The following is a 22,048-nucleotide window of genomic DNA, read 5'->3' on the forward strand; positions in this document are numbered from 1 at the left end:
ATAAAATGAACTTTGTATTATTTTTATTAAAGAATATGGAGGTTTTATATGTTTTCGAATGTTGATTTTGATGCAATGATACCAGAGTGGTTTAAATCGATTGTCACTGCTGGTAATGATTTAATATGGACTGAATTTTTAATCGGTTTATTATTACTTGCTGGATTCTTCTTTAGTTTAAGTTCAAGATTTGTTCAGTTTAGATGGTTACCTGAAATGTTTAGGGTAATCGGTGAGAAACCTGAAACACTCGAAGATGGGAAAAAAGGTATTTCATCTTTTCAGGCTTTTGCTATAAGTGCAGCAAGCCGAGTAGGTACTGGTAATATCGCTGGTGTTGCAACTGCAATTGTCTTAGGGGGTCCAGGTGCAGTTTTCTGGATGTGGGTCATTGCATTCTTTGGTGCTGCAAGTGCATTTTTTGAAGCGACACTCGCGCAAGTATATAAAGTTAAAGATGAAAAAGGTGGTTTCCGCGGGGGACCAGCTTACTATATGGAACATGGATTAGGTCAAAAATGGTTAGGTACAACATTTGCAATACTTATTACCGTAACATTTGCTTTTGTCTTTAATACGGTACAATCAAATACGATTGCTGCAAGTTTTAAAGAACAATATAATTTTGATCCATTCTGGACAGGAATCATCCTGGCTGTGATTACGGCACTTGTAATCTTTGGTGGCGTACGTTGGATTGCTAACGTGTCAACAGCAATTGTTCCTTTAATGGCGATTCTTTATATCGGTATCGTATTGTTTGTATTAATCACACATATTAGTGATGTTATTCCGATGCTTATGCAGATCATTAAAGGTGCATTCGGTTTAGAACCAGCATTTGGTGGTGCTTTAGGATTTACCATCATGCAAGGTATTAAACGTGGATTATTCTCAAATGAAGCAGGTATGGGTTCTGCTCCAAATGCTGCAGCTACTGCAGCAGTAAGTCATCCGGTTAAACAAGGGTTAATACAATCCCTTGGTGTATTCTTTGATACGATGCTAGTATGTACGGCTACTGCAATAATGATTTTATTATATGGTGGTTTAGAGTTTGGTGAGAAAGCACCTCAAGGGATTGAAGTTACTCAAGCAGCTTTAAACAGTCATATCGGTTCATTTGGCGGAGTATTTTTAACGATTGCAGTATTTTTATTTGCATATTCATCTGTGTTAGGTAATTACTACTATGGACAATCAAACATCGAATATTTGACAACAAATAAAACAGTAATGTTTATCTTCAGATTGTTAGTAGTACTCATGGTATTTTTCGGAGCTGTTATTAAAGTTGAAACAGTTTGGTCTACAGCTGATTTATTTATGGGATTAATGGCCATCTTAAATATTACAGCAATCATTGGATTAGCACATGTTGTATTCGAAGTTGCAAAAGATTACGGAGAACAACGCAAAAAAGGTTTAAATCCAGTGTTTAAGACAAAACATGTTAAAGCAGATTTATCATCTGTTGAAACATGGGGAGAGAATCCTTACGAATATCATCCTGAACAGGATAATCTAGAAACGAAAGAGATTAAAAAAAATTAAATAGTAAAACAATTTTCTAAATAAAGACAAAAAGAATCAGCGAATGAAATCATCCGCTGATTCTTTTTATATAACATTATTTAAATAATCCCATAATTGCATCGATAATGGATTGAATAAAGTTCATAAATTTATCCCATACGCTTTCTTTTTCAAGAGAATCCTGGATACTTTTCCCCATATCTTTTGCTTTATCAGTAGCTTGTTTAAAGCCATCTGAATTTTTAATCTCATTGACATAGTCTTTTGCACCATTGATAAACTTATCTTTATTTTCTCCACTGAATACACCAGAATTTTGTGCATTATTAATGAAGTTAACGATGATGTTAATTTGGTTGTCAGAAATAATGTTATTCAGTCCATTGTTTTCAATCTTCTGTACAACGATATTTTTAATTTCAGTCGTATTTAAGTTAGCACCTTGCTTGGCAATTTCCGCTTTAGCTTCGGCGATTGCTTTATTTAATTGTTCTTGAGAGAACCCTTCTTTGCCGGCATTTTCTGCATTAATATTTGAAATTGAATTCAATTCATTTTGAGCGGCTTGCGTCTGTGCAGTGTCAATTGTTTCGCCTTGATCTTCAAATGCTTTATATACACCAGCTAACGCACTTTCACCAGTAACATCTTCTGCTGCTGCAATCGTAACTTCAGCATCCGTTACACCAGCAGTGAGTAATGCATTTTTGTAAGTATCTTCGGTAATTTTAGTGATTTTACCTGCTGATTGGTTTATATTTAAAGAAAGACCAGATCCAGCTGATAATTTTTTGATTCGAATACTAGATTTTAAAACACTATCGTTAGATTGTAAGCCTAAATATTTTGTTAAATCTGCAGCATGGACATATGTTGTCTTATCACTATCATCTGTGCCGAGTAATGATTTAGTTTTACTTTGCAGATCACTATTTTGTTCAAGGGCAGCACCGTAAACAGTAACAGCTTCAGACCAGGCTTCTTCAGTAACAGCGTCAGCATTTTTAAATGGAACTACAAGTAGTAATAATGCTATTGAAATGAATAATAACTTTTTGTATAATTTCAACTTAATCCCTCCAATTTTTATTTAATATTAAGTTTCACTATATTTACTTATAATATAGCAGCTATATATATAGCTAACATTATTTTACCATGTAACTAAATTGAACACATAGGTCTTTGGAATGAGGTATTTAATATGGGACAATATATTGTCGAAAAAGTGTTGAATAATAATGTATTAATTGCACTTAAAAATAATAAGGAAGTTGTATTGATCGGTAAAGGTATAGGCTTCAATAAAAAAGCTGGGCATACAATTATAGATCAGGATTTAAACAAGATAGAAAAAATGTTCGAACTTAAAACGGAACAGGAAAAAGAACGCTATAAAGATTTAATGACGTTAACAGATGACCATGTTATTGCAACAGTCATCGAGATTGTGGAATTTATCGACAAGCGAACAGATGGACAGATGGACGATAAAATTATTTTATCATTAACGGATCATATCATTTTTGCTCTGAAACGTTATAAAGATGGTATTTTTGTTGCAAATCCATTTTTAAAAGAAACAGAAGCACTATATCAGAAAGAATTTTTAATTGCTGAACAAGTTGTTCAAATGTTAAATGATAAGCTACAAGTTAATTTTCCAAGAACGGAAGTAGGTTTTATTGCGTTACATATCCATTCATCCGTTAATAATCATTCGCTTCGTGATATGAATATGATGGCCGAAGTGATTACAAAAGCGATTCAAATGATAGAACAGGATTTGAAAGTTAATATAGATAAGGATTCTATAGCTTATTCAAGATTTGTTAGACATATTAGTTTTGCTGTTCAACGCGTGATGGCTGATGATCGTATGCCTGAACAAAAAAAGTTAGAAAACCTATTGAAAGTACAATATCCATTGTGTTACAATACGGCTGTAAAGATTGTTAAGATGATGCAGACGCATTTAAACAAGCCGGTTTATGAATCAGAGCTTGTATATCTTACAATGCATATTCAAGCATTTAATACTGAAGTAGATAACGTGTAACTGATAAAGCAGGCATGAGTTATTACTGGTACAAAGGGACCAGTATATACTTATGCCTTTTTTGTTTGCTTTGTATTTTGTGAATATGTATGTAAATTTGCTTTTATCTTCTTCTTATCTTATCTAGCAATCTAAACAAAACATTTTAGGAGGAATAAAATATGTTCAAAACGTTATTCGGTCAATTACAACGTATCGGTAAAGCATTGATGTTACCGGTTGCTTTGTTACCAGCAGCAGGTATTTTACTTGCATTCGGTAACGCGATGCACAATGAACAACTTGTGCAGTTTGCACCTTGGTTGAAAGCTGATTTCTTTGTAATGTTATCAGGTATTATGGAAAGTGCAGGACAAGTTATTTTCGATAACTTACCTTTATTATTCGCGATTGGTACTGCACTTGGTTTAGCAGGTGGGGACGGTGTTGCCGGACTTGCAGCTTTAGTAGGTTACTTAATTATGAATGCCACAATCGGTAAATTCATGGGTATTACAATCGACAATATTTATTCATATGCTGAAGGAGCGGAAACTTTAGGTCAGTCAGCTAAGTTACCTGCACATGCTTTAATTTTAGGTATCCCGACACTTCAGACTGGTGTATTTGGTGGTATCATCATGGGGGCCGTTGCAGCATGGTGTTACAACAAATTCTTTAATATCAATATGCCGGCATTCCTAGGTTTCTTTGCGGGTAAACGTTTCGTTCCAATCATTACTTCAGTGATGGCAATCATTGTGGGGGCTGCATTAGCAATTATCTGGCCACCAATCCAAGACGGATTAAATACTTTATCTGAATTCTTATTAAATAAAAACTTAATTTTAACTACATTTATTTTCGGTATTATTGAGCGTTCATTAATTCCATTCGGATTACACCATATCTTCTATGCGCCTTTCTGGTTCGAGTTTGGTAACTACACGAACGCAGCAGGTAACTTAGTACGTGGTGACCAAAGTATCTGGATGGCACAAATGAAAGATGGCGTACCATTTACAGCAGGTATGTTCACAACTGGTAAATATCCATTTATGATGTTTGGTTTACCAGCAGCAGCATATGCCATCTATCGTCAAGCACGTCCAGAACGTAAAAAAGTTGTTGGTGGTTTAATGCTTTCAGCAGCTTTAACATCATTCTTAACAGGTATTACAGAACCTTTAGAATTCTCATTCTTATTCGTAGCACCAATTCTTTACGGAATTCACGTAGTATTAGCGGGTACTTCATTCTTAGTAATGCATTTATTACACGTTAAAATTGGTATGACGTTCTCAGGTGGTTTCATTGATTATACATTATTCGGTTTATTAAACTGGGATCGTACAAATGCGTTATTAGTTATTCCGGTAGGTTTAGTTTATGCAGTTGTTTATTATTTCTTATTTACATTCGCGATTAAGAAATTTAACTTAAAAACACCAGGTCGTGAAGATGAAGAAGCGCAATCAACAACTTCTACAGCTGGTGAATTACCATTCAACGTGTTAGATGCAATGGGTGGTAAAGAAAATATCAAACATTTAGATGCTTGTATTACACGTCTTCGTGTGGAAGTTAAAGATAAATCTAAAGTTGATGTACCAGAATTAAAAGCGTTAGGTGCTGCAGGGGTATTAGAAGTTGGAAACAACATGCAAGCTATCTTCGGTCCAAAGTCAGATCAGATTAAACATGAAATGGCACGTATTATGTCTGGTGAAGTTACACGTCCAGAACAAGTGCATATCGAAGACCCAGGTGCTGTAAAAGCAGAAGAAACAATTGAAGCTGTTCCAGCAACATCAAATATTTCAACATCTACAGCAACTACAATTTATGCACCAATTACTGGTGAAGTGGTTGAACTTTCAACGGTACCTGATCAAGTATTCAGTCAAAAAATGATGGGTGACGGGGTAGCGATTAAACCAGAAGAAGGATTAGTTGTTGCACCATTTGACGGTGAGGTTAAGATGGACTTCCCGACAAAACACGCACTTGGTCTTGAAAGTAATGATGGTATTGAAGTTTTAATCCACTTCGGATTAGAAACAGTTGGATTAAAAGGTGCAGGTTTTGAAATGTTAGTTAAACCTGGTGATCATGTAACGAAAGGTCAAACATTATTAAAAGTAGACCTAGAATATATTCGTGCAAATGCTGATAGTGATATCACACCAATCATTTTCACAAACTTAACAGACAAATCAATGCACAATATTAAATATGGTCATACAGTTGCAGGAGATGCAATTTTAGATATCAAATAATTATATTGAAACGATTAGGGACTAGCATGCGCTGGTCCCTAATTTGCTTTTTTATGATAATTATGGTTAAATTTGATATTATATTTAACACTAAAGAATACAATAACTTGATTATGTAAACCTTAATTAATTTGTTAAAATCAAAATAAAAAACATAAGGAGGAAACAATCCATGCAGGATAATCGATTTATGCGTTTTTTAGGTGGAAAAAATCTCATCTTTTCATTATGTATCCTTATTTTAGTAGGGATATTAATCTTTGTTTTTGCTAAAGTATCATTTGTATTTAAACCACTTCTCATTATCTTTAATACGATTATTGGTCCAATCATTTTAGCTTTTATACTTTTTTATCTATTAAATCCAATCGTAGATTTACTGGAACGCAATAGGGTCAAAAGACTTTATGCGATTATTATTTTGTTTTTATTGATTATCGGTGTATTCACAATACTTATTACTGTATTAATACCTTTAATTGAACAGCAAATATTAAGTCTAGTAGCAAACTTTCCGGATTATATGAAACATCTCCTTAATAAGTTTAATGATATTGCTTCTAATTCACGCATTGCTCCATATATGCAGGACATTCAGAAGTGGGTGAACACGAACTTAAGTGATCTACCTAATAAAGTAGGGGATTATCTCGGTAGCTTTTCATCTCGTTTAAAATCTATTATCGGCACAATTGCTAGTGTAGCAGTGGTAATTATGACATTTCCTTTTGTATTATTCTTTTTACTTAAAGACGGTAAACAATTTAAAAGCTATTTGATCAAATTATTACCCCCACGCTATCGCAGTGATTTCAATGAAATTCTGGAGAAGATGAATGTCCAGGTTGGTTCATATATTCAGGGACAAATGATTGTTGCTTTTTGTATAGGAGTGTTACTGTTTATCGGTTATAAAATTATAGGACTGGAATATGCACTTATCTTAGCGTGTATTGCTGCAGTTACAAGTGTTGTGCCATATTTAGGACCTATGATTGCCATCAGTCCGGCAATCATCATCGCACTTGTTGACTCACCACTTATGCTATTGAAGTTAGCTGTTGTGTGGATGGCGGTACAATTTTTAGAAGGTCATTTTATTTCTCCAAGTATTATGGGTAAAACGATGAAGATTCATCCACTTACAATTATCTTCGTTCTGCTATGTGCAGGAAACATGCTCGGTATCATCGGTGTTATTCTTGGTATTCCGCTATACGCAATTATGAAAGTTTTAGTACAATTTTTCTTCCATAAATTTAAAATACGATATAATAAATATTTTCAGGATGCACATGGTCCATATGAGATTAATAAAAATGAAGCATAACTCTTGTTTATGCTTCATTTTTTTGTGATTTTGCAAAAATGGTATTTACATGTACAATAGTAATATCGTTTTTTTACATAAACAATATTTAAATACATTTTTTAACATAGAAAGTGGGTAAATATGAAAACATTTTTAAATTACCACCAAAACAAACTAAAAATATTATTTATATCTTTACTATTTGTTTTTATTTTTTATAAATTAATCGGTGAATTATCATCTATTGATTATAAAGCAACCTATATTGCGTTTAAATCGTTGCAATCTTATGAACTCGCTGGTCTGATTATATCAGGGTTTTTAGCAGTAATGTTGTTATCGTTATATGACTTTGTATTGGCTAAAAATTTAAATTTATCAATTCCTAAGAAAAAGTTATTGAACACAAGTTTTATAGCGAATGCATTAAACGCTGTAATTGGATTCGGAGGCATAATTGGTGCTGGACTGCGATTACTAGTTTATAGAAATTATGCTGATGACGAAAGAACTTTAGTTAAAGCAATCTCCTTGTTGTTAATATCAATGATTTCGGGAATGAGCATTTTAAGTCTAGGTATCATATTCAATTTATTTAATAACACGCATGCCTTTGATCACTACCCATGGTATAACATTGCATTAATTATCACTGCTTTATTCTTACCTGTGTTTTTAGTATATACATTTATAAAACCGGTCAATCAGGATAAATTATTAGGATTAAAATTTACTTTAGTCTCTGCATTGGAGTGGATTGCAGCGAGTGGCGTAATGTACTTAATCTTTAAATGTATTGGTAATCCCGTACCATTTGCAGTTGTCATCGGCATATTTGTTGTAGCAGCTTTAGCAGGATTAATATCACTCGTACCAGGTGGATTTGGTGCATTTGATTTAATGATTCTTGTAGGTTTTAAAGCTATTGGAATTACAGAAGAACAAGTATTACTTGCTTTACTTATTTATCGCGTAGTTTATTACTTTGTACCATTCCTGCTTGCACTTGCATTATCGACTTTCGAGTATAGAGGTGTGGCGAGAAAACAATTTGAAGATCGATTTGAAGATCATAAATATGTTGGACCAGCAATTGAGACAAGCAATTTGTTTTTAAGCATTTTACGTGACGTAATTGTAAAACTTCCCGCAATTGCATTAGGAGTTATTGTTGGTATTACTGGTCTCTTATTATTTTTAAGTAACGGTTTAGTAATCATAGAAGCTATCTATGATGTGAAACATAATACGTATTTATTTCTAGCCGCATTATATGGAGTGGCTGAGCTGATATTAATCATTAATGCTAAGGGTATTATGCATGACACAAGACGCTCGCATGTAATGAGTATGGTCGCAGTAAGTATTTTACTGATTGTCGTATATCTGACATATGGAAACTTTCTCATTTATATCTGGCTATTTATTGTGTTAATACTATTGTTTATCGGCAATCGGAATGTCAGTTCGATTAGAAGACCAATAACATTAAAAAGAGCTGGATTAACCATTCTTTCATCAATCGTGTTATTATCAATCAACGGATGGTTACTTTCATTACAATTAGAAGGTTTGATTCGCACAGAAAATATTGATTTCGATAGTAACTTACTAAAATATTATTTCCTGCTTTTAATCGTATTATTTGCAGGTGTGACGTATACACTCTCTTATCTTTTCAATAAAAAATTTAAAACTAAAGTTGATATGCAAATGTCAACAGAGGAGATAGACAAAATTATTCAGTCTTATGGCGGGAATTTTGTAAGTCATCTGGCATTCACTGGAGACAAATTATTCTTTACAAATGATGAGCGTGATGCATTTGTCATGTTTCAATTTAAAAATGATAGTATTATCGTATTAGGTGATCCAATAGGGAATAAGGTATCTTTTCAATGTTTACTGACACAGTTCTATGATAAGACAGAATATTATGGTTATGACGTGGCATTCTATCAGGTTCAACCGCATCTGTTACCGATGTATCATGATTTCGGAAATATATTCTTTAAACTAGGTGAGGAAGCAGTCATTCCGCTTGAAGACTTTACAATCAGCGGAAAGAAAAAACGTGCATTTCGAGCAACTGTCAATAAATTCGAAACAGAAGGATATCGCTACGAAGTGCTAGAGCCTCCATTTGATGATTGTTTAATTGCACAATTACAAGAAGTTTCGAATGAATGGTTAAATGGACGTAACGAAATGAATTTCTCAGTAGGGCAGTTTAATCCTGATTATTTAAACAAAGCACCGATCGGAGTGATTAGAAATGATGCTGAAATCATTGGCTTCGTCTCATTTATGCCAACACATTATAATCAATCATTCTCAGTAGACATGATACGCTGGAAAGATAATGAACTCCAAATGATGGATGGTCTATATTTAAATACAATGCTATTAATGAAAGAGAAGGGCTATCATTCATTTAATATGGGAATGGCACCACTATCAAACGTAGGCAGTCATAAACATGCATTTTATCGTGAACGACTGGCAGGTAAGATATTTGATTCTATCTCAAGACTTTATAGTTTTAAAGGATTACGTAAATATAAAGAAAAGTTCAATCCTGACTGGCAATCAAGATATTTAGTCTACCGAAAAGATAGTTCACTCATCACACAGATGATTCGTATTAATGCAATCATCAATCGATCAAAAAAATCTGAGCATTAGCTCAGATTTTTTTGTGTCTTTATGTAATTTTCACGATCAATTTGTTCCTGTTTGTAACGTTCAGGGTTTCTTTTATAGAAGTCCTGGTGCTCATCTTCAGCTAAATAGAACACTTCAGCGGCACGTATTTCAGTCACAATCGGCTTATCAAATCTATCTTGAATACTTTCTATGTAATCTACTGTTTTCATTTTTTGCGTTTCATCAGTATAAAATACAGCAGTACTATATTGTGTGCCTCTGTCCATATATTGACCGCCAGCATCTGTCGGATCAATTTGAGCAAAGAAAATCTCTAATAATTTATCAAATGAGAATACAGCATCATCATAAATTATTTCAACGACTTCAAGATGATCTGTCGTACCTGTTTTCACTTGTTCATAAGTTGGATTTTCAATTTGTCCACCCATATAACCACTCTTTACACTTTCAATACCATCAAATGAATCAAAAGGTTTTACCATGCACCAGAAGCAACCTCCGGCAAAATATATCGTTTTCATTTCAATCTACCTCCTTTTAATTATTTTACGATAATAATGTACAATTACCATAGGTATTTGCTTGCAATTTAGTCCTATTTTTTATAAGTTTAATATACTGGAGAATGGAAAGTAGGGTGTTTTATTATGGATGGACAAACGCCACCTGTACGTCGTCGAAAAAAGCGTCGTATTCGTAAGTTACCGTTTATATTATTATTTATTATTTGTATTTTATTAGGATGTTTTTTATACATAAAATCGAGTTATGAAAGTGGTTTAAAACAAGCAGAAAAACACGCACCGAAACATGAACAATATGAATTTAATGGTGTAAATAAAAAAGATGGGAAAATTAATATATTAATATTAGGTCAAGACCGTGCGGTTGATGGATCTGCAAGAACTGATTCAATCATGATTGGCCAGTATAACTACTTAAATAAAAAGATGAAAGTTATTTCCGTGATGCGTGATATTTATGCTGAAATACCAGGTTACAGAAATTATAAGATTAATACAGCATATACATTAGGTGGACCGGAACTTTTACGCCAAACGATTAAACAGAATCTAGATATCGATATTGATCATTATGCGATTGTTGATTTTAAAGGATTTTCTGCAATGGTTGATGAAATATCACCGAATGGTGTACCTATTGATGTTGAAAAGGATATGTCAGAAAAAATCGGTGTGACGCTGACTGAAGGTAAACACAATCTAAATGGTAAAGAGTTACTTGGCTATGCACGATTCAGAAATGATGCTGAAGCTGACTTTGGTCGCGTTAGACGTCAACAGCAAGTAATCCGTGCTTTAAAGAAAGAAATGGTTAGTCTTCCAGTAATCTTAAAAACACCTAAACTTGCTGGTATTGCAAGAGGGTATATCAATACAGACATGACTGATGGAGAAATATTTAGAACAGGCACTTCGTTTGTAATTAGAGGGAGTAAAGACCCTAATACACTAGTTATTCCAGTGAAAGATAGTTATACTCAGATGAGTTATCCTGAAGCTGGCGCAGTATTAGAAATTGATATAGAGAAAAATAAAGCAGCCATTAAGAAATTTCTAGAGGAATAAACTCAGTCAGAAGACTGAGTTTTTATTATATGCATTCATAATATAACAATGATAAAATAAATTATGAATTAAATGGAGGGATTTAAAATGAATGATTTAGAAGCAATGTACCAGTATGCTGTGAAAGTTGCTGATACATTACAAGCGTCACCTGTATACGATGAACATAGTGATGCAGATGATCAGGCAATGGTGGCGTATACTTTCGGTGTACTCAATGGTTATGCACAAAAAAATGACTTTGGCGCAGAAGAAATACAAGTTGTTATGGTCAGATTAATCTCAGAATTTATCGGCTATCCAGTTGATTACGCTGAAGCTTTAACACAATATATTATCTCTTGCACAAACAAAGAAGAAAATGAATCAATCTATATCATTATCCATAAAGGACTCGATCAATATTTAGATGGGGGACGCGTTGTCGACTTCCAAAATGATTATTCGATGATACTAAATGATATAAAAGCAGTTGTAGAACCTGAGCCTGCTCCGAAACGTATTAATATGGCTGCACGAATCAATCCGAATGAACAATAAAAACCTGCTTGTCCGCTAAGGACAAACAGGTTTTTTCTTTGAATTAAGATTCTGATTTTAATTTACCAGCCACTGCATAGCGCTCTTTTTTCAATTCTTTAATAAATACATGAATATTTTCTTTCGGTGCGTTCGCATTTGTAGCAACAACTTCAGTTACTTCTTCAACGATTTTCTTTAACTGTTCTTCTGAACGACCTTCTAGTAATTCTACTGTAATAAATGGCATATAATTCTCTCCTTATTTGTGTACTATATTTACTGATGATCCTTTACCACTGATCCAGTCATCCGTACCGTCATCTTCCATGATTTCGATATTGACATCTGTAACGTGTGGTTGTTGTAATAACTTTGTAACTAAATCTTTCTTGATTGCAGATAATTCACGTAGATTAAATTGATGACCTAATGTTTCCACAGTCGCTTCAATATGCTTATCTTCTCCTTCTTTCATAACGACTAAACGTTTAATATCAGAGATTTCAGGATGTTCTAAAATGATTTTAGAAGCATAAACTTCCATATCTTCATCAGCGCGACCGATAGCACCAGCTGCATTTTCCATAAACACTTTAAATACAACATAGAACATCGCTAAACCGATAATAACAGATACAATACCTTCAATCATTGTGAATCCTGTATAACGAGAAACAATAACGGCGATTAAAGCGATAACACCGCCACCCGTTGCAACAGTATCTTCCATAAATACTAACTTCGTTGCAGGCTTAGCTTTAGCTAAATGGGCATAACTCGTAGTGAAAGGGTGAAGACCAGTTGTTGGTTTATTAACTTCTTCTAACACTTCTTTACCAGCTTTATATAAAACTGAACTTTCTAACACAACACCAATTAATAATACACCGACGTTGATTAAGAAGTGCGTAGGATTGTGATCACCCGCAGCAGCAGGGTGCTGAATATGGTGAATCCCTTCTAAAATTGTCTCGTACGCTAAAATTGCAACGATAATCACTGCAAATAAACAAACGATATTAACAAGACGACCATAACCAAATGGGAATTTCTCATTCGGTTCTTTCTTAGAAACCGCTGAACCAACCCAGACGAATAATTGGTTTGCAGCATCACCATAAGAGTGCATCATTTCAGCGAACATTGCAACGTTACCTGTGAAAATCCAGGCAAACAACTTCAAAGTTCCCAAAATAAAGTTGACGATAGCAGCTGCTAAAGAAGAAGCGCTACCTTTTTTGAGTAGATTAAATAAACTTGACATAGAAAACTCCTTTATTCATTTTTATTATTTTATTATAACCGAAATTAAAGTGAAATACCTTAATAATCGTTGTATAACTGTAGCCATAATTTAAATGAAATAAACATAATATCAATAGAATAGGGATATTATTTTATGTCTACAATTCATTATGGTACGATTAATTTAAATCTACACATTATATCACTAAATTTCATTTACGGAAAAAGGAGGCACCATATGTTTAATGAACTACTTACATCAATAGGATTTGGAGACGCGAAAGTTGATACACTTGTTAAAAAAACAACATTTCATCCTGAGGAACAAATTGCTGGTGTCGTTAAATTAGAAAACTTAACAGAACAGGATATAGAACGTATTGAACTTACTTTAATAGAAAGAAAAGAAAATACGGATGAAACAAGCGACTTCCATACAATCGATCTTCCTGTTTCTAAAATAATTCTTCAACATGACGGAACAGAAGAAGTACCATTTATATTTGATACACACGAAGAAATAGAAGACTATAACCATGAATTCTATATCATGACACACGTATTTGTTGATAATGCAGTAGATTATTATGATGAAGATCAAATTTATTTTGAAAGTGTGCAATCAAGTTAATATTATTATAGACAGGACGCAAATCAAATATTGCCACCTGTCTATTTTTATTATCAATTAAGCTTTATACATACTTTCATAAGCCTTAATATTTATCTTCAACTTCCGGTACAATACTTACAAATAAGCGTTCAATGGCACATAAAATAATCAGTGATAAACAGCCATACATTACAATCACCTCTTTCTTAAGTCGATTGTAATGTATGAAAAGAGTTTCATAGCAAGGGGGAATTGCTTCATGTCAAATATTCGTGATATCGCAAAGGAAGCAGGTGTGTCAGTAACCACTGTATCCAGAGTAATAAATAATCATCCATATGTTACAGAAGAGAAAAGGAATAAAGTCATGCAAGCAATGAAGACATTAAACTATATACCCAACCACCTGGCGGTGAATCTATCTCGCGGGAAGATTAGAGTGATTTCAGTCGTATTTCCATAGATTACAAACCCATATTATTTAAGAATTTTGGAAGATGCAATTAAGCAGGCATCACTACATTATTATCATATTATTGTCATTGAAACGCACTATAAAAAAGACGAAGAAATAAAGGCATTAGAAATGTTGAAACACCGATCAATTGATGGCATCATATTTATTACGAAACAACTATCGATTGATGAAATATATGATTATGAAAAATATGGCCCAATTATACTCATGGAGAAGAATGATCATCTCCCTTATATATTTATCAATCAATACGCAGCAATGAAAAAAGCATTGAATTATCTCTTGAGTGAAGATTATAAAAAAATAGGGTACACAGTACATAGAAATAATGGATTTAGTGCAAATGAACGCACAAAAGCGTATGCGACATTGCCTGAAGATATGCAATACAAGGAATTCATCTATGTCAGTGGATTATCTTTAACGGAAGGGAAACAACTCGCACAAAGAATACTGAAACAAACGAACTTACCTGATGCGTTAATTGTGACCAATGATGCCCACTGTACAGGACTATATGCAGAGTTTCAGAATCAAGGCATTAAAGTGCCGGAAGACATTGCACTCATATCTTACGAAAACGGTGAACTATCACAGGTAAATAACATAACAAGTATCGATCTGCCATTATTACAAATGGGAGAACGTAGTGTGGAATTAATACTGTCTGACTCGGCGACATCAGAGGAATTGCCGTCAAAATTGATTATTAGAAAGTCAACTTGAATTCTGCTAAATAGACGAAATGAATTTATTTCGTTTATTTAACCGAATTTATTATTTTACATCATTCATTATAGTTTCAACATGTTTTAATAGAAAACCATCAAAAGGGAACGCCTTAGAACGATATAAAGATTCTAATTTTTCTTTCAAGTGACTTACCACTGTTATTAAGTTATCTGGATATTGATATTTTATTTTGTTAATTTCAAACTCGTCTTCATCTACAAAATTATATTTACCTTCTTTATCGATAATCATATCAATATCTAAATCCACAATATCTATATCATTCTCTGTTAATTTAGGCAGAGAACATATATTACAGTAGTATTCAATATCACCATTACGATAAATGTCCGTATTTATTGTAAAACCGTCACATTTTGATATGAACTCAAGAGAAGCATTATCATAAACAAATGTTTGACCACGTGTATTATGAATAAGTTTTCTGGGTGGCAGAGACTTAAGAAGAATGTATGTTTCATTCTCCTCTATAAGTTCTGATTTCCATGAATAGTGAATGGTATGATCGTATTTATATGTATTAACAATGTATTCTTTCATTTAAACCTCCGTTGTAAATTTATTGATTTAATTATATGATATATTAATCAGAAAATTCTTTAAATAAAATTATATTAATACAGGAGTAACTTATGGATATCACATTTACTAAAGATAATAAGCGTTTCAAATACAGAGCTTCAGCTTTAATTATAGAAAATAATCATATTTTACTTCAAAATATCAAAGATTACTGGCACCACCGGGAGGCAAAGTTCAAATGCTGGAAGATTCTAGAACTGCGTTGAAAAGAGAGATATTTGAAGAACTTTCTACTGACATAGAGATTGAACAAAGTGCTATTTTCATTGAACAAACATATCATTCACAAGAAAAGTCATTCCATGAACTCGGTGTTTATTATTTTTGCCATTCTAAATCATTATGGGGTAGAGGCATATCTATAATCGGAAATGAAAATGGAGAAGATATGGAGTATCGATGGTTTGCAATAAATCAATTAGATAAGATCAATCTTCAGCCTGCCGTATTAAAAAACAAGTTGTTAGGTGAAAATAAAATTTTTGAACATATTATTAATCATGAATAGATCTAAGGAGGAAAGCAGATGTATACATTTAAAGAGAGAGAAGATAAATTTGATAAATTATTAAATCAATTAATACTTCTTGGTATTGAAGGTGCTGTGCAAATTGGATCAGGCGTTAATGGCTATACTGACGACTTTTCCGATATAGATATGATGGTAGCAGTTAATCAACCTGTATCAGAGAACAAAGAAAAAATAAAAGAGTTACTTTTAGATTTGGGAGCAATCTATATTCATGAAGGCATGTTCAGGGAAGATATTTATTTATTAATTCCGTTCTTTGAAAATGGTCTGGAAATGGATATTTCAATCATGCCTACTGAATTATTAAGTGTGCAATCACCACTTTGGAAAGTGGTCTATGATTCAGACGGTTCTGTATTAAAAAAGATGAATGAACTAAGTGAACAATTTCTAAACAAACAACAACCATATCGAACAACGCCGAATATAGCTTTTCAATTTATTTATCGTTACCGTAAAGCAATCATCGACTTAAAAAGAAATAATTTAATTGGCGCCTTAGCTCATATTGATATAATGAAAGAATTTATTCTAGAAATTCAAATATTAAATGAAAATCAAAAATTACATCAATTTAAGCAATATCAACTTCTAGACCCATCTTTCAAGGAAGTATTTCTAGAACTATATCAAATGGATATTAGTATCGATGGTGTAGAAGAACTTTTAGAGAAGACCATGCAATTATTTAAAGATACCATCAGTAAAAATAAGAGCATAAAATATGACAAGGATATTTATTCTATTATAGAGAATTTGTAGGTGATACATTGAAGAATTTAAATCATTTGTTAAAAGAAAATCATTTAAATTATAAAACAGTAGAAACAACTGATGGAAAAATTAGCTATTTTGAAACGGAAAATAAAAATAACAAGTTTGAAACTTTATTATTTTTACATGGATTTGGTGCAAATGGTTTAGATTATTTACCGTTGATTAAACTACTTAAAGATCGATATCATATTATTTCTATAGACTTACCTGAAAGAGGGGAATCAAAATTAAACAGTAATAATGATTTCACACCAGAAACGATTGCTAAGTGGTTATATTCATTTATAAATAAAATCCAAATTGATAATTTTCATTTAGTTTGTCATTCAATAGCAGCACATTACGGATTATGCTATGCAAGCAAATACTCGCTAGAAACTTTAATATTGCTTGATGGTGGATATTTAGTTCCTAAATACATTGATGGCTATAGTCTAGAAAAAGAAATCAATGATACGCGAAGTTTAATTCAAACTCTGAGTTATAATTCAGAGCAAGAGTTGTTTGAAAGTCTAATCACTCAAGTAAACACATTTGAGAAGAATATCATTGATAGAAGATTATTTATAGAAGACGAAGGCAAATTAGTGTTTACTTTATCGGAAGAAGTAGGCGTACAAATGACTTTAGATGTCGCAAATTATCCTGATTATGATTTAATACGAACAATTGATAAAGATATTTATATGATTCGAAGTGACAAACCAGAAGAGATTAATGATATCCGTGAGAAATGCATTAATCAGTTTATTAAAGCAAAGGATATATGTATTACAATTTTGAAAGATAGTAATCATAGTTTATATCATGATAAAGCATCTGAGGTTTCAATCCTAATTGATAATTGGATAAAATAAAACAGCCATCGATAAACGATGGCTGTTAAAATATATGTAAATTATTGTAAAATTATTTTTGCTACTTCTATAATACATCATACATATTTTTATAATATAAGTCTATTCTTTTTTATATAGTTTTATAAAATATAATTACTGGGCCCAAGTATAATTAGGAGATGATTAGAATGTCACAAAATATTTATGATAATGAGCATTTCTACAAAGATTACACAAAAATTCGTAACAACAAATTAAGTTATAACGAGATGATCGAAATGCCAGTTATGAAGGAAGAGTTACCAGATATAAAAGGGAAAACGGTATTAGACATAGGTTGTGGTATGGGGAAATTTATTCAATATATGCTCGAATTGAACACAAAACAGATTGTAGGTTTAGATATTTCGAACAATATGATTTCTTTTGCAAAAGAGAATGTTAATGATGAAAGCTTGTCATTTGTTGTATCTGATATACTTTCATATAAAACAGACATTAAATTTGATGTGATTGTATCAAGTCTCGCTTTCCATTACATTAAAGATTTCAATTTACTATTGAAAAAATTAAATAAATTATTAGCAAATGACGGTATATTACTATTTTCTACAGAACATCTGTTAACAACAGCAACGAAACAACTAGAAATTTGGTCTCATGTTGAGAGTCGATTCAATCACTATAAATTAGATCATTATTTTGAAGAAAGCGCGAGACCGATAGATTGGTTAGATACTGAAGTAATACGTTATCATCGCACAATTGGTACAATGATGAATACTATAATCGATAATGGATTCATTATTGAACGAGTAATTGATACAGGCAATACAGAAATGTCGTTAAAATTATGGGATGCAGAAGATATTATGAAAGTAAATCATAGACCACCGTTTATAGTGATAAAAGCGAAAAAGTAGTAATGTATGAAAGAACGTAAAAAGCCAGGTCTTAAAGGCGCTCGTCGTTCACCACAGTTCTCAAAACGTTAATCGCAAGTTATATCAACGTTTACAGCACTCTTTGGATTATTCCAAAGAGTGCTTTTTTGCATTTTTATTGATAGATTCAGTTACCTTTTAGTTACCCGTTGGGGAACTATTTTGTTTGAAACCTATTAAAAATTCAATGATATGAAACTGTATGACACCATATGAAATGACCAGGTTTTTCTTTGGGATTCATACGTTAAAAAGAACATATCGATAATAATATGTTCTTCTGAAGTGCCTATTAATTTTATTTTCTTTTAGTAAATAAATGATAAGCGATTCCAAATTGATCTTTAACATAGCCGTAACCATCAGTATAGAATTCAGGACTAAATTCTTTTAAAATTTCAGCATTTAATGACACTAAATGATCGTATACTTTTTTAGTTTGTTCAACATGCTCAAAAGTCATACATAAAGATATATTGTTTCCTTTTATAATGGGAAGACCTTCTGTATCATCAGCTAACATTATTTTAATATCACCTAGGCTCATCACACATTGATCAATCTTTTCTAATTCATTTAATTCCAAATCCGCACGTGCATTTTCAGGTCTGTCTTTTATTCTTTGAATGTAAATCGTTTTCGCACCGAATACTTTCTCTAATTGTTTTCTTAAATCCTCTGCATTATTTGTAACTAAAAAATATGGACTTACTTCAAAGTTCATAATTAATTCCTCCTCGTATTTGATATAATCATATTAATATTAAAAGGTATCAATTTATGACACTTTAAGGAGAAGTTATGAAAAAATCTACGCGATTAAATTATATGATGACTTTTATTAATGAAAATCCAGAATTCAAATTAATCGATTTAATGAATGAGTTTAATGTATCTAGAAGTACAGCCTTAAGAGATATTAAAGACTTAGAAGAGCTAGGTGTTCCGTTATATAGCACGAATGGAAAAAATGGTGGTTATAAAGTTATTAGAGATAGATATGTTACTAAAATTGGTTTTACAGATGAAGAAATGGTTAATATGATGTTCGCGTTAAATAGTATATCATCGATTAAACAATTACCATTTCAAGTTACATATGAACAACTTTACAGAAAGCTATATCAGAATATGGCAGCAGATCAAAAAGCATTAGTTAAACAGTATGAGAATAAATTTAGGTACTTTAATAGTGAGAATTTGGATATGAAAAATAACTTGATGGAAGACATATTAACAGCGATAGTTAGTAAAAAATTCATATCATTGAAATATGGAAAGAGAAATTATAAAAATATTATAGGCATCGGTTATATTTATAAAAATAATAAATGGTATTTAGTTATTTATGAAGAAAAAAGCAATATAGTAAAGATTTTAGATAATAATAAAATTCAGTCATTGCTGATTGGTGAGTTTATAAAAAAAGAAATACCCTTTGATTTAAATCATTTTGAAGAGTATATGATAGAGGGTGAATCAATTCAAATTGAAATAACTTTTGACAATCTAGGCATTAGCAACATTCAAAATTACCTATGGACGAAGTATTCTATAGAAAAAGTAGATGAAGGTATATTCAATTTCAAAACGATTATTAACAAGAATGATATAGATTTTATTGCTCAATTATTATATCGAGAGAGTTTGAATATAATTGAAATTGAACCTAAAACTTTAAAAGACGCATTGATTGAAATATTAAAAGTGAGTGTAATAAAAATGGCAAGCAATTGATATAATACAATAGATTGTGTTCAATTGAAAATACGTTTAAAACACTTTTCGAAAATAATCGAGAGGTGCTTTTTTGTATTTATACTTTTTCTTCAGTACTTTCTCTACAGTTATTGAAAGCAAATGCTTATCATAAACAATAAATAAAATGTATTATCTCACACTTTATTTTGGATTATATAATAAAACAAGAGGGGTGAAAACTATGAGAATTAATTACCTTATGTTTACTGTGTTATTAGCAACTTTTTTAGAGAAGTATTGCTACTATTTAATCATGCCAGTATTACTCGTGTTCTTAACGACTGATTTTAATCTTACTGGCACGCAAATAGGGATAGCCTTATCACTAAACGGATTAAGTAAGATAGTGATGAGTCTTTTAAATGCAAAAATTATCAATAAAGTGCCTAAACAGTGGATCATCTATGCAGGATTAATGATCACTATCATCTCATACTTTTCATTTCCATTCATCGACAAATATATATGTGTACTTATTTTTTCATTTTTTTCTTCTTTGGGTTTTTCAATGCTCACGCCTGTTTATAAGCTTTTAATTTCAACCAATGCAACTGACAATAAAAAGTTATTATTTAATATTAGATATTATGTGATTAATATAGCTGCGGCACTTGGTCCTTTATCAGCTGGACTCCTTATATTTGTTAAACCTGAACAATTATTCTTTGTAGTTGCTATTATTCTTTTAATAAATTTATGTTCATTTATGATTTGCTTTAGAAAATATCCTCAAATAGAGAGTAATGATGTGAGTACGACGACAAATGAATATAGAATAGATAAGATTCCAGTCATATTCTTTTTATTGTTGATTGCGATGATATTCTTCAGTTTTGCATATAATCAACTCAATTCCGGATTACCAATATATTTGAGTCAAATTTTTACTTATAAACAGTCGCTCCAATACTATTCGACTTTATTATTCGTAAACTCAGTGACGGTATTACTCGGTCAATATTTCGTTTATCAATTATCTAATCATCTAAAATCACAGTATTTATTAATCATTGGCTCAATATTAATGACGTTATCAATATTGTTGTTTGGGTTTTCCCAGGCAATTATAATATTATGTTTGATAATGATACTATTCACATTTGGAGAAATGATTGTCATGACAGTCCAAGATATTCGAATTGATGAAATCGCTTCTGATCAAATGAAAGGACGATTGTATTCATTAATGGAATTAGAAAGTATAGGTAAGCTTACTGCACCATTAATCGGAGGTTATATAATAGATACGTTTAAAACAGGACAAGATATATTTATGATGTTATCTATTATTGCATCATTTTCAGTTTTATTCTTTATATTAGGTTTGAAATCCAGTAAAAGAAAAGAAAGCATTTCGAAGTGATTAACAAACTTAATAATATATAAAATGATATAATTATATAAATATACATGAGGTGAATCGTCTACACTTAATTTAACAATGCATCCCCTCAGGGGAGTTGTCCAATTAAGTGTAGACGATTCATCTTTAGAATTTGCGAGTTAGTATTATGATATGTGCTATTTGGAAATGATGAGAAGATAAGGTGTGGCATGTATATAGTGTAGAAGTATGAA

General features: G+C 31.9%; 22 protein-coding genes and 1 pseudogene. 17 read left to right on the plus strand and 6 right to left on the minus strand.

The window, feature by feature from the left end; genetic code table 11:
* The first annotated feature begins 48 nt into the window (after positions 1-48).
* Positions 49-1,554 carry a glutamine transporter AlsT gene (alsT, locus tag KFV12_RS06630; RefSeq protein WP_239242719.1) on the plus strand — a complete coding sequence of 502 codons (1,506 nt, stop codon included), beginning with the start codon at positions 49-51 and terminating at the stop codon, positions 1,552-1,554.
* Positions 1,555-1,630: 76 nt separating this feature from the next.
* On the opposite strand, the gene KFV12_RS06635 is transcribed toward alsT, so the two are convergent.
* Entirely contained in the window at positions 1,631-2,605 is a 975-nt protein-coding gene (locus KFV12_RS06635; RefSeq protein ID WP_254256361.1) for a DUF1002 domain-containing protein, read from the minus strand.
* Between the two features lie 135 nt (positions 2,606-2,740).
* Here KFV12_RS06635 and glcT point away from each other — a divergent pair, with 135 nt between their 5' ends.
* The 4 genes from glcT to mprF all read left to right on the plus strand — a co-directional run bounded on the left by glcT (position 2,741) and on the right by mprF (position 9,850).
* On the plus strand, positions 2,741-3,595 hold the full coding sequence (gene glcT, locus KFV12_RS06640) for a glucose PTS transporter transcription antiterminator GlcT (RefSeq protein ID WP_254256362.1): 855 nt from the start codon (positions 2,741-2,743) through the stop codon (positions 3,593-3,595).
* A 161-nt stretch (positions 3,596-3,756) separates the two neighbouring features.
* Positions 3,757-5,853 (plus strand): glucose-specific PTS transporter subunit IIBC, encoded by a 2,097-nt coding sequence (gene ptsG, locus KFV12_RS06645; RefSeq protein ID WP_254256363.1) that lies wholly within the window; start codon positions 3,757-3,759, stop codon positions 5,851-5,853.
* Between the two features lie 172 nt (positions 5,854-6,025).
* Positions 6,026-7,183 (plus strand): AI-2E family transporter, encoded by a 1,158-nt coding sequence (locus KFV12_RS06650; protein WP_254256364.1) that lies wholly within the window; start codon positions 6,026-6,028, stop codon positions 7,181-7,183.
* A gap of 123 nt (positions 7,184-7,306) precedes the next feature.
* Positions 7,307-9,850 carry a bifunctional lysylphosphatidylglycerol flippase/synthetase MprF gene (gene mprF, locus KFV12_RS06655; RefSeq protein ID WP_254256365.1) on the plus strand — a complete coding sequence of 848 codons (2,544 nt, stop codon included), beginning with the start codon at positions 7,307-7,309 and terminating at the stop codon, positions 9,848-9,850.
* On the opposite strand, the gene msrA is transcribed toward mprF, so the two are convergent.
* Positions 9,847-10,362, minus strand: coding sequence for a peptide-methionine (S)-S-oxide reductase MsrA (msrA, locus tag KFV12_RS06660; protein WP_254257644.1), 516 nt, complete (start codon positions 10,360-10,362; stop codon positions 9,847-9,849). The genes mprF and msrA overlap by 4 nt on opposite strands.
* Before the next feature lie 120 nt (positions 10,363-10,482).
* Here msrA and KFV12_RS06665 point away from each other — a divergent pair, with 120 nt between their 5' ends.
* Together KFV12_RS06665 and imm48 are read left to right on the plus strand one after the other, a co-directional pair.
* Complete coding sequence (locus KFV12_RS06665; RefSeq protein WP_254256366.1) at positions 10,483-11,424, plus strand: LCP family protein; 942 nt, start codon at positions 10,483-10,485, stop codon at positions 11,422-11,424.
* Positions 11,425-11,511: 87 nt separating this feature from the next.
* Positions 11,512-11,964 (plus strand): Imm48 family immunity protein, encoded by a 453-nt coding sequence (imm48, locus tag KFV12_RS06670; protein WP_099577927.1) that lies wholly within the window; start codon positions 11,512-11,514, stop codon positions 11,962-11,964.
* Between the two features lie 43 nt (positions 11,965-12,007).
* Here imm48 and thmT read toward each other — a convergent pair whose 3' ends face one another.
* Together thmT and KFV12_RS06680 are read right to left on the minus strand one after the other, a co-directional pair.
* A complete protein-coding gene (gene thmT, locus KFV12_RS06675) occupies positions 12,008-12,193 on the minus strand; it encodes a 2-hydroxymuconate tautomerase (RefSeq protein WP_099577929.1) in 186 nt (61 codons plus the stop codon).
* 12 nt (positions 12,194-12,205) lie between these two features.
* On the minus strand, positions 12,206-13,210 hold the full coding sequence (locus KFV12_RS06680) for a cation diffusion facilitator family transporter (protein ID WP_254256367.1): 1,005 nt from the start codon (positions 13,208-13,210) through the stop codon (positions 12,206-12,208).
* A gap of 219 nt (positions 13,211-13,429) precedes the next feature.
* Here KFV12_RS06680 and KFV12_RS06685 point away from each other — a divergent pair, with 219 nt between their 5' ends.
* The 3 genes from KFV12_RS06685 to KFV12_RS06695 all read left to right on the plus strand — a co-directional run bounded on the left by KFV12_RS06685 (position 13,430) and on the right by KFV12_RS06695 (position 15,008).
* Positions 13,430-13,822, plus strand: coding sequence for a sporulation protein (locus KFV12_RS06685; protein ID WP_254256368.1), 393 nt, complete (start codon positions 13,430-13,432; stop codon positions 13,820-13,822).
* Between the two features lie 241 nt (positions 13,823-14,063).
* A complete protein-coding gene (locus KFV12_RS06690; RefSeq protein ID WP_254256369.1) occupies positions 14,064-14,267 on the plus strand; it encodes a LacI family DNA-binding transcriptional regulator in 204 nt (67 codons plus the stop codon).
* Positions 14,268-15,008 (plus strand): substrate-binding domain-containing protein, encoded by a 741-nt coding sequence (locus KFV12_RS06695; RefSeq protein WP_302054742.1) that lies wholly within the window; start codon positions 14,268-14,270, stop codon positions 15,006-15,008.
* Between the two features lie 51 nt (positions 15,009-15,059).
* On the opposite strand, the gene KFV12_RS06700 is transcribed toward KFV12_RS06695, so the two are convergent.
* Positions 15,060-15,575: a DUF402 domain-containing protein gene (locus KFV12_RS06700; protein WP_254256371.1), complete on the minus strand. Its 516-nt coding sequence runs from the start codon at positions 15,573-15,575 to the stop codon at positions 15,060-15,062.
* A gap of 193 nt (positions 15,576-15,768) precedes the next feature.
* On the opposite strand from KFV12_RS06700, the gene KFV12_RS06705 reads away from it, so the two are divergent.
* From KFV12_RS06705 to rpsI, 5 genes and pseudogenes are all read left to right on the plus strand, one after another.
* The gene (locus KFV12_RS06705) at positions 15,769-16,125 is read left to right on the plus strand and encodes an NUDIX domain-containing protein (protein WP_302054743.1); all 357 of its coding nucleotides are present in this window, start codon (positions 15,769-15,771) and stop codon (positions 16,123-16,125) included.
* Positions 16,126-16,143: 18 nt separating this feature from the next.
* On the plus strand, positions 16,144-16,911 hold the full coding sequence (locus KFV12_RS06710) for a nucleotidyltransferase family protein (protein ID WP_254256373.1): 768 nt from the start codon (positions 16,144-16,146) through the stop codon (positions 16,909-16,911).
* An 8-nt stretch (positions 16,912-16,919) separates the two neighbouring features.
* Positions 16,920-17,783 (plus strand): alpha/beta fold hydrolase, encoded by an 864-nt coding sequence (locus tag KFV12_RS06715; RefSeq protein ID WP_254256374.1) that lies wholly within the window; start codon positions 16,920-16,922, stop codon positions 17,781-17,783.
* Between the two features lie 170 nt (positions 17,784-17,953).
* Positions 17,954-18,688, plus strand: coding sequence for a class I SAM-dependent methyltransferase (locus KFV12_RS06720; RefSeq protein ID WP_254256375.1), 735 nt, complete (start codon positions 17,954-17,956; stop codon positions 18,686-18,688).
* A gap of 6 nt (positions 18,689-18,694) precedes the next feature.
* Positions 18,695-18,760: pseudogene (gene rpsI / locus KFV12_RS06725) on the plus strand (30S ribosomal protein S9); the annotation flags it as partial.
* 247 nt (positions 18,761-19,007) lie between these two features.
* Here the strand turns inward: rpsI and KFV12_RS06730 are convergent.
* Positions 19,008-19,433 carry a VOC family protein gene (locus tag KFV12_RS06730; protein WP_254256376.1) on the minus strand — a complete coding sequence of 142 codons (426 nt, stop codon included), beginning with the start codon at positions 19,431-19,433 and terminating at the stop codon, positions 19,008-19,010.
* Positions 19,434-19,510: 77 nt separating this feature from the next.
* Here KFV12_RS06730 and KFV12_RS06735 point away from each other — a divergent pair, with 77 nt between their 5' ends.
* Both KFV12_RS06735 and KFV12_RS06740 read left to right on the plus strand, forming a co-directional pair.
* Positions 19,511-20,446 (plus strand): helix-turn-helix transcriptional regulator, encoded by a 936-nt coding sequence (locus tag KFV12_RS06735; RefSeq protein ID WP_254256377.1) that lies wholly within the window; start codon positions 19,511-19,513, stop codon positions 20,444-20,446.
* Positions 20,447-20,651: 205 nt separating this feature from the next.
* Positions 20,652-21,833 carry an MFS transporter gene (locus KFV12_RS06740; protein WP_254256378.1) on the plus strand — a complete coding sequence of 394 codons (1,182 nt, stop codon included), beginning with the start codon at positions 20,652-20,654 and terminating at the stop codon, positions 21,831-21,833.
* Positions 21,834-22,048 lie beyond the last annotated feature (215 nt).

It is taken from the genome of Macrococcus epidermidis (assembly GCF_024205965.1).
In the GTDB taxonomy this organism is placed as follows: Bacteria; Bacillota; Bacilli; order Staphylococcales; family Staphylococcaceae; genus Macrococcoides; species Macrococcoides epidermidis.

What these genes read in the sequence shown, in the direction of transcription:
- KFV12_RS06720 (WP_254256375.1), top strand. Translation starts at nt 17,954, where the DNA reads ATGTCACAAAATATTTATGATAATGAGCATTTCTACAAAGATTACACA.
- alsT (WP_239242719.1), top strand. Translation starts at nt 49, where the DNA reads ATGTTTTCGAATGTTGATTTTGATGCAATGATACCAGAGTGGTTTAAA.
- KFV12_RS06700 (WP_254256371.1), bottom strand. Translation starts at nt 15,575, where the DNA reads ATGAAAGAATACATTGTTAATACATATAAATACGATCATACCATTCAC.
- imm48 (WP_099577927.1), top strand. Translation starts at nt 11,512, where the DNA reads ATGAATGATTTAGAAGCAATGTACCAGTATGCTGTGAAAGTTGCTGAT.
- thmT (WP_099577929.1), bottom strand. Translation starts at nt 12,193, where the DNA reads ATGCCATTTATTACAGTAGAATTACTAGAAGGTCGTTCAGAAGAACAG.
- mprF (WP_254256365.1), top strand. Translation starts at nt 7,307, where the DNA reads ATGAAAACATTTTTAAATTACCACCAAAACAAACTAAAAATATTATTT.
- KFV12_RS06680 (WP_254256367.1), bottom strand. Translation starts at nt 13,210, where the DNA reads ATGTCAAGTTTATTTAATCTACTCAAAAAAGGTAGCGCTTCTTCTTTA.
- KFV12_RS06690 (WP_254256369.1), top strand. Translation starts at nt 14,064, where the DNA reads ATGTCAAATATTCGTGATATCGCAAAGGAAGCAGGTGTGTCAGTAACC.
- glcT (WP_254256362.1), top strand. Translation starts at nt 2,741, where the DNA reads ATGGGACAATATATTGTCGAAAAAGTGTTGAATAATAATGTATTAATT.
- KFV12_RS06710 (WP_254256373.1), top strand. Translation starts at nt 16,144, where the DNA reads ATGTATACATTTAAAGAGAGAGAAGATAAATTTGATAAATTATTAAAT.
- KFV12_RS06650 (WP_254256364.1), top strand. Translation starts at nt 6,026, where the DNA reads ATGCAGGATAATCGATTTATGCGTTTTTTAGGTGGAAAAAATCTCATC.
- KFV12_RS06685 (WP_254256368.1), top strand. Translation starts at nt 13,430, where the DNA reads ATGTTTAATGAACTACTTACATCAATAGGATTTGGAGACGCGAAAGTT.
- KFV12_RS06665 (WP_254256366.1), top strand. Translation starts at nt 10,483, where the DNA reads ATGGATGGACAAACGCCACCTGTACGTCGTCGAAAAAAGCGTCGTATT.
- KFV12_RS06735 (WP_254256377.1), top strand. Translation starts at nt 19,511, where the DNA reads ATGAAAAAATCTACGCGATTAAATTATATGATGACTTTTATTAATGAA.
- KFV12_RS06730 (WP_254256376.1), bottom strand. Translation starts at nt 19,433, where the DNA reads ATGAACTTTGAAGTAAGTCCATATTTTTTAGTTACAAATAATGCAGAG.
- KFV12_RS06740 (WP_254256378.1), top strand. Translation starts at nt 20,652, where the DNA reads ATGAGAATTAATTACCTTATGTTTACTGTGTTATTAGCAACTTTTTTA.
- ptsG (WP_254256363.1), top strand. Translation starts at nt 3,757, where the DNA reads ATGTTCAAAACGTTATTCGGTCAATTACAACGTATCGGTAAAGCATTG.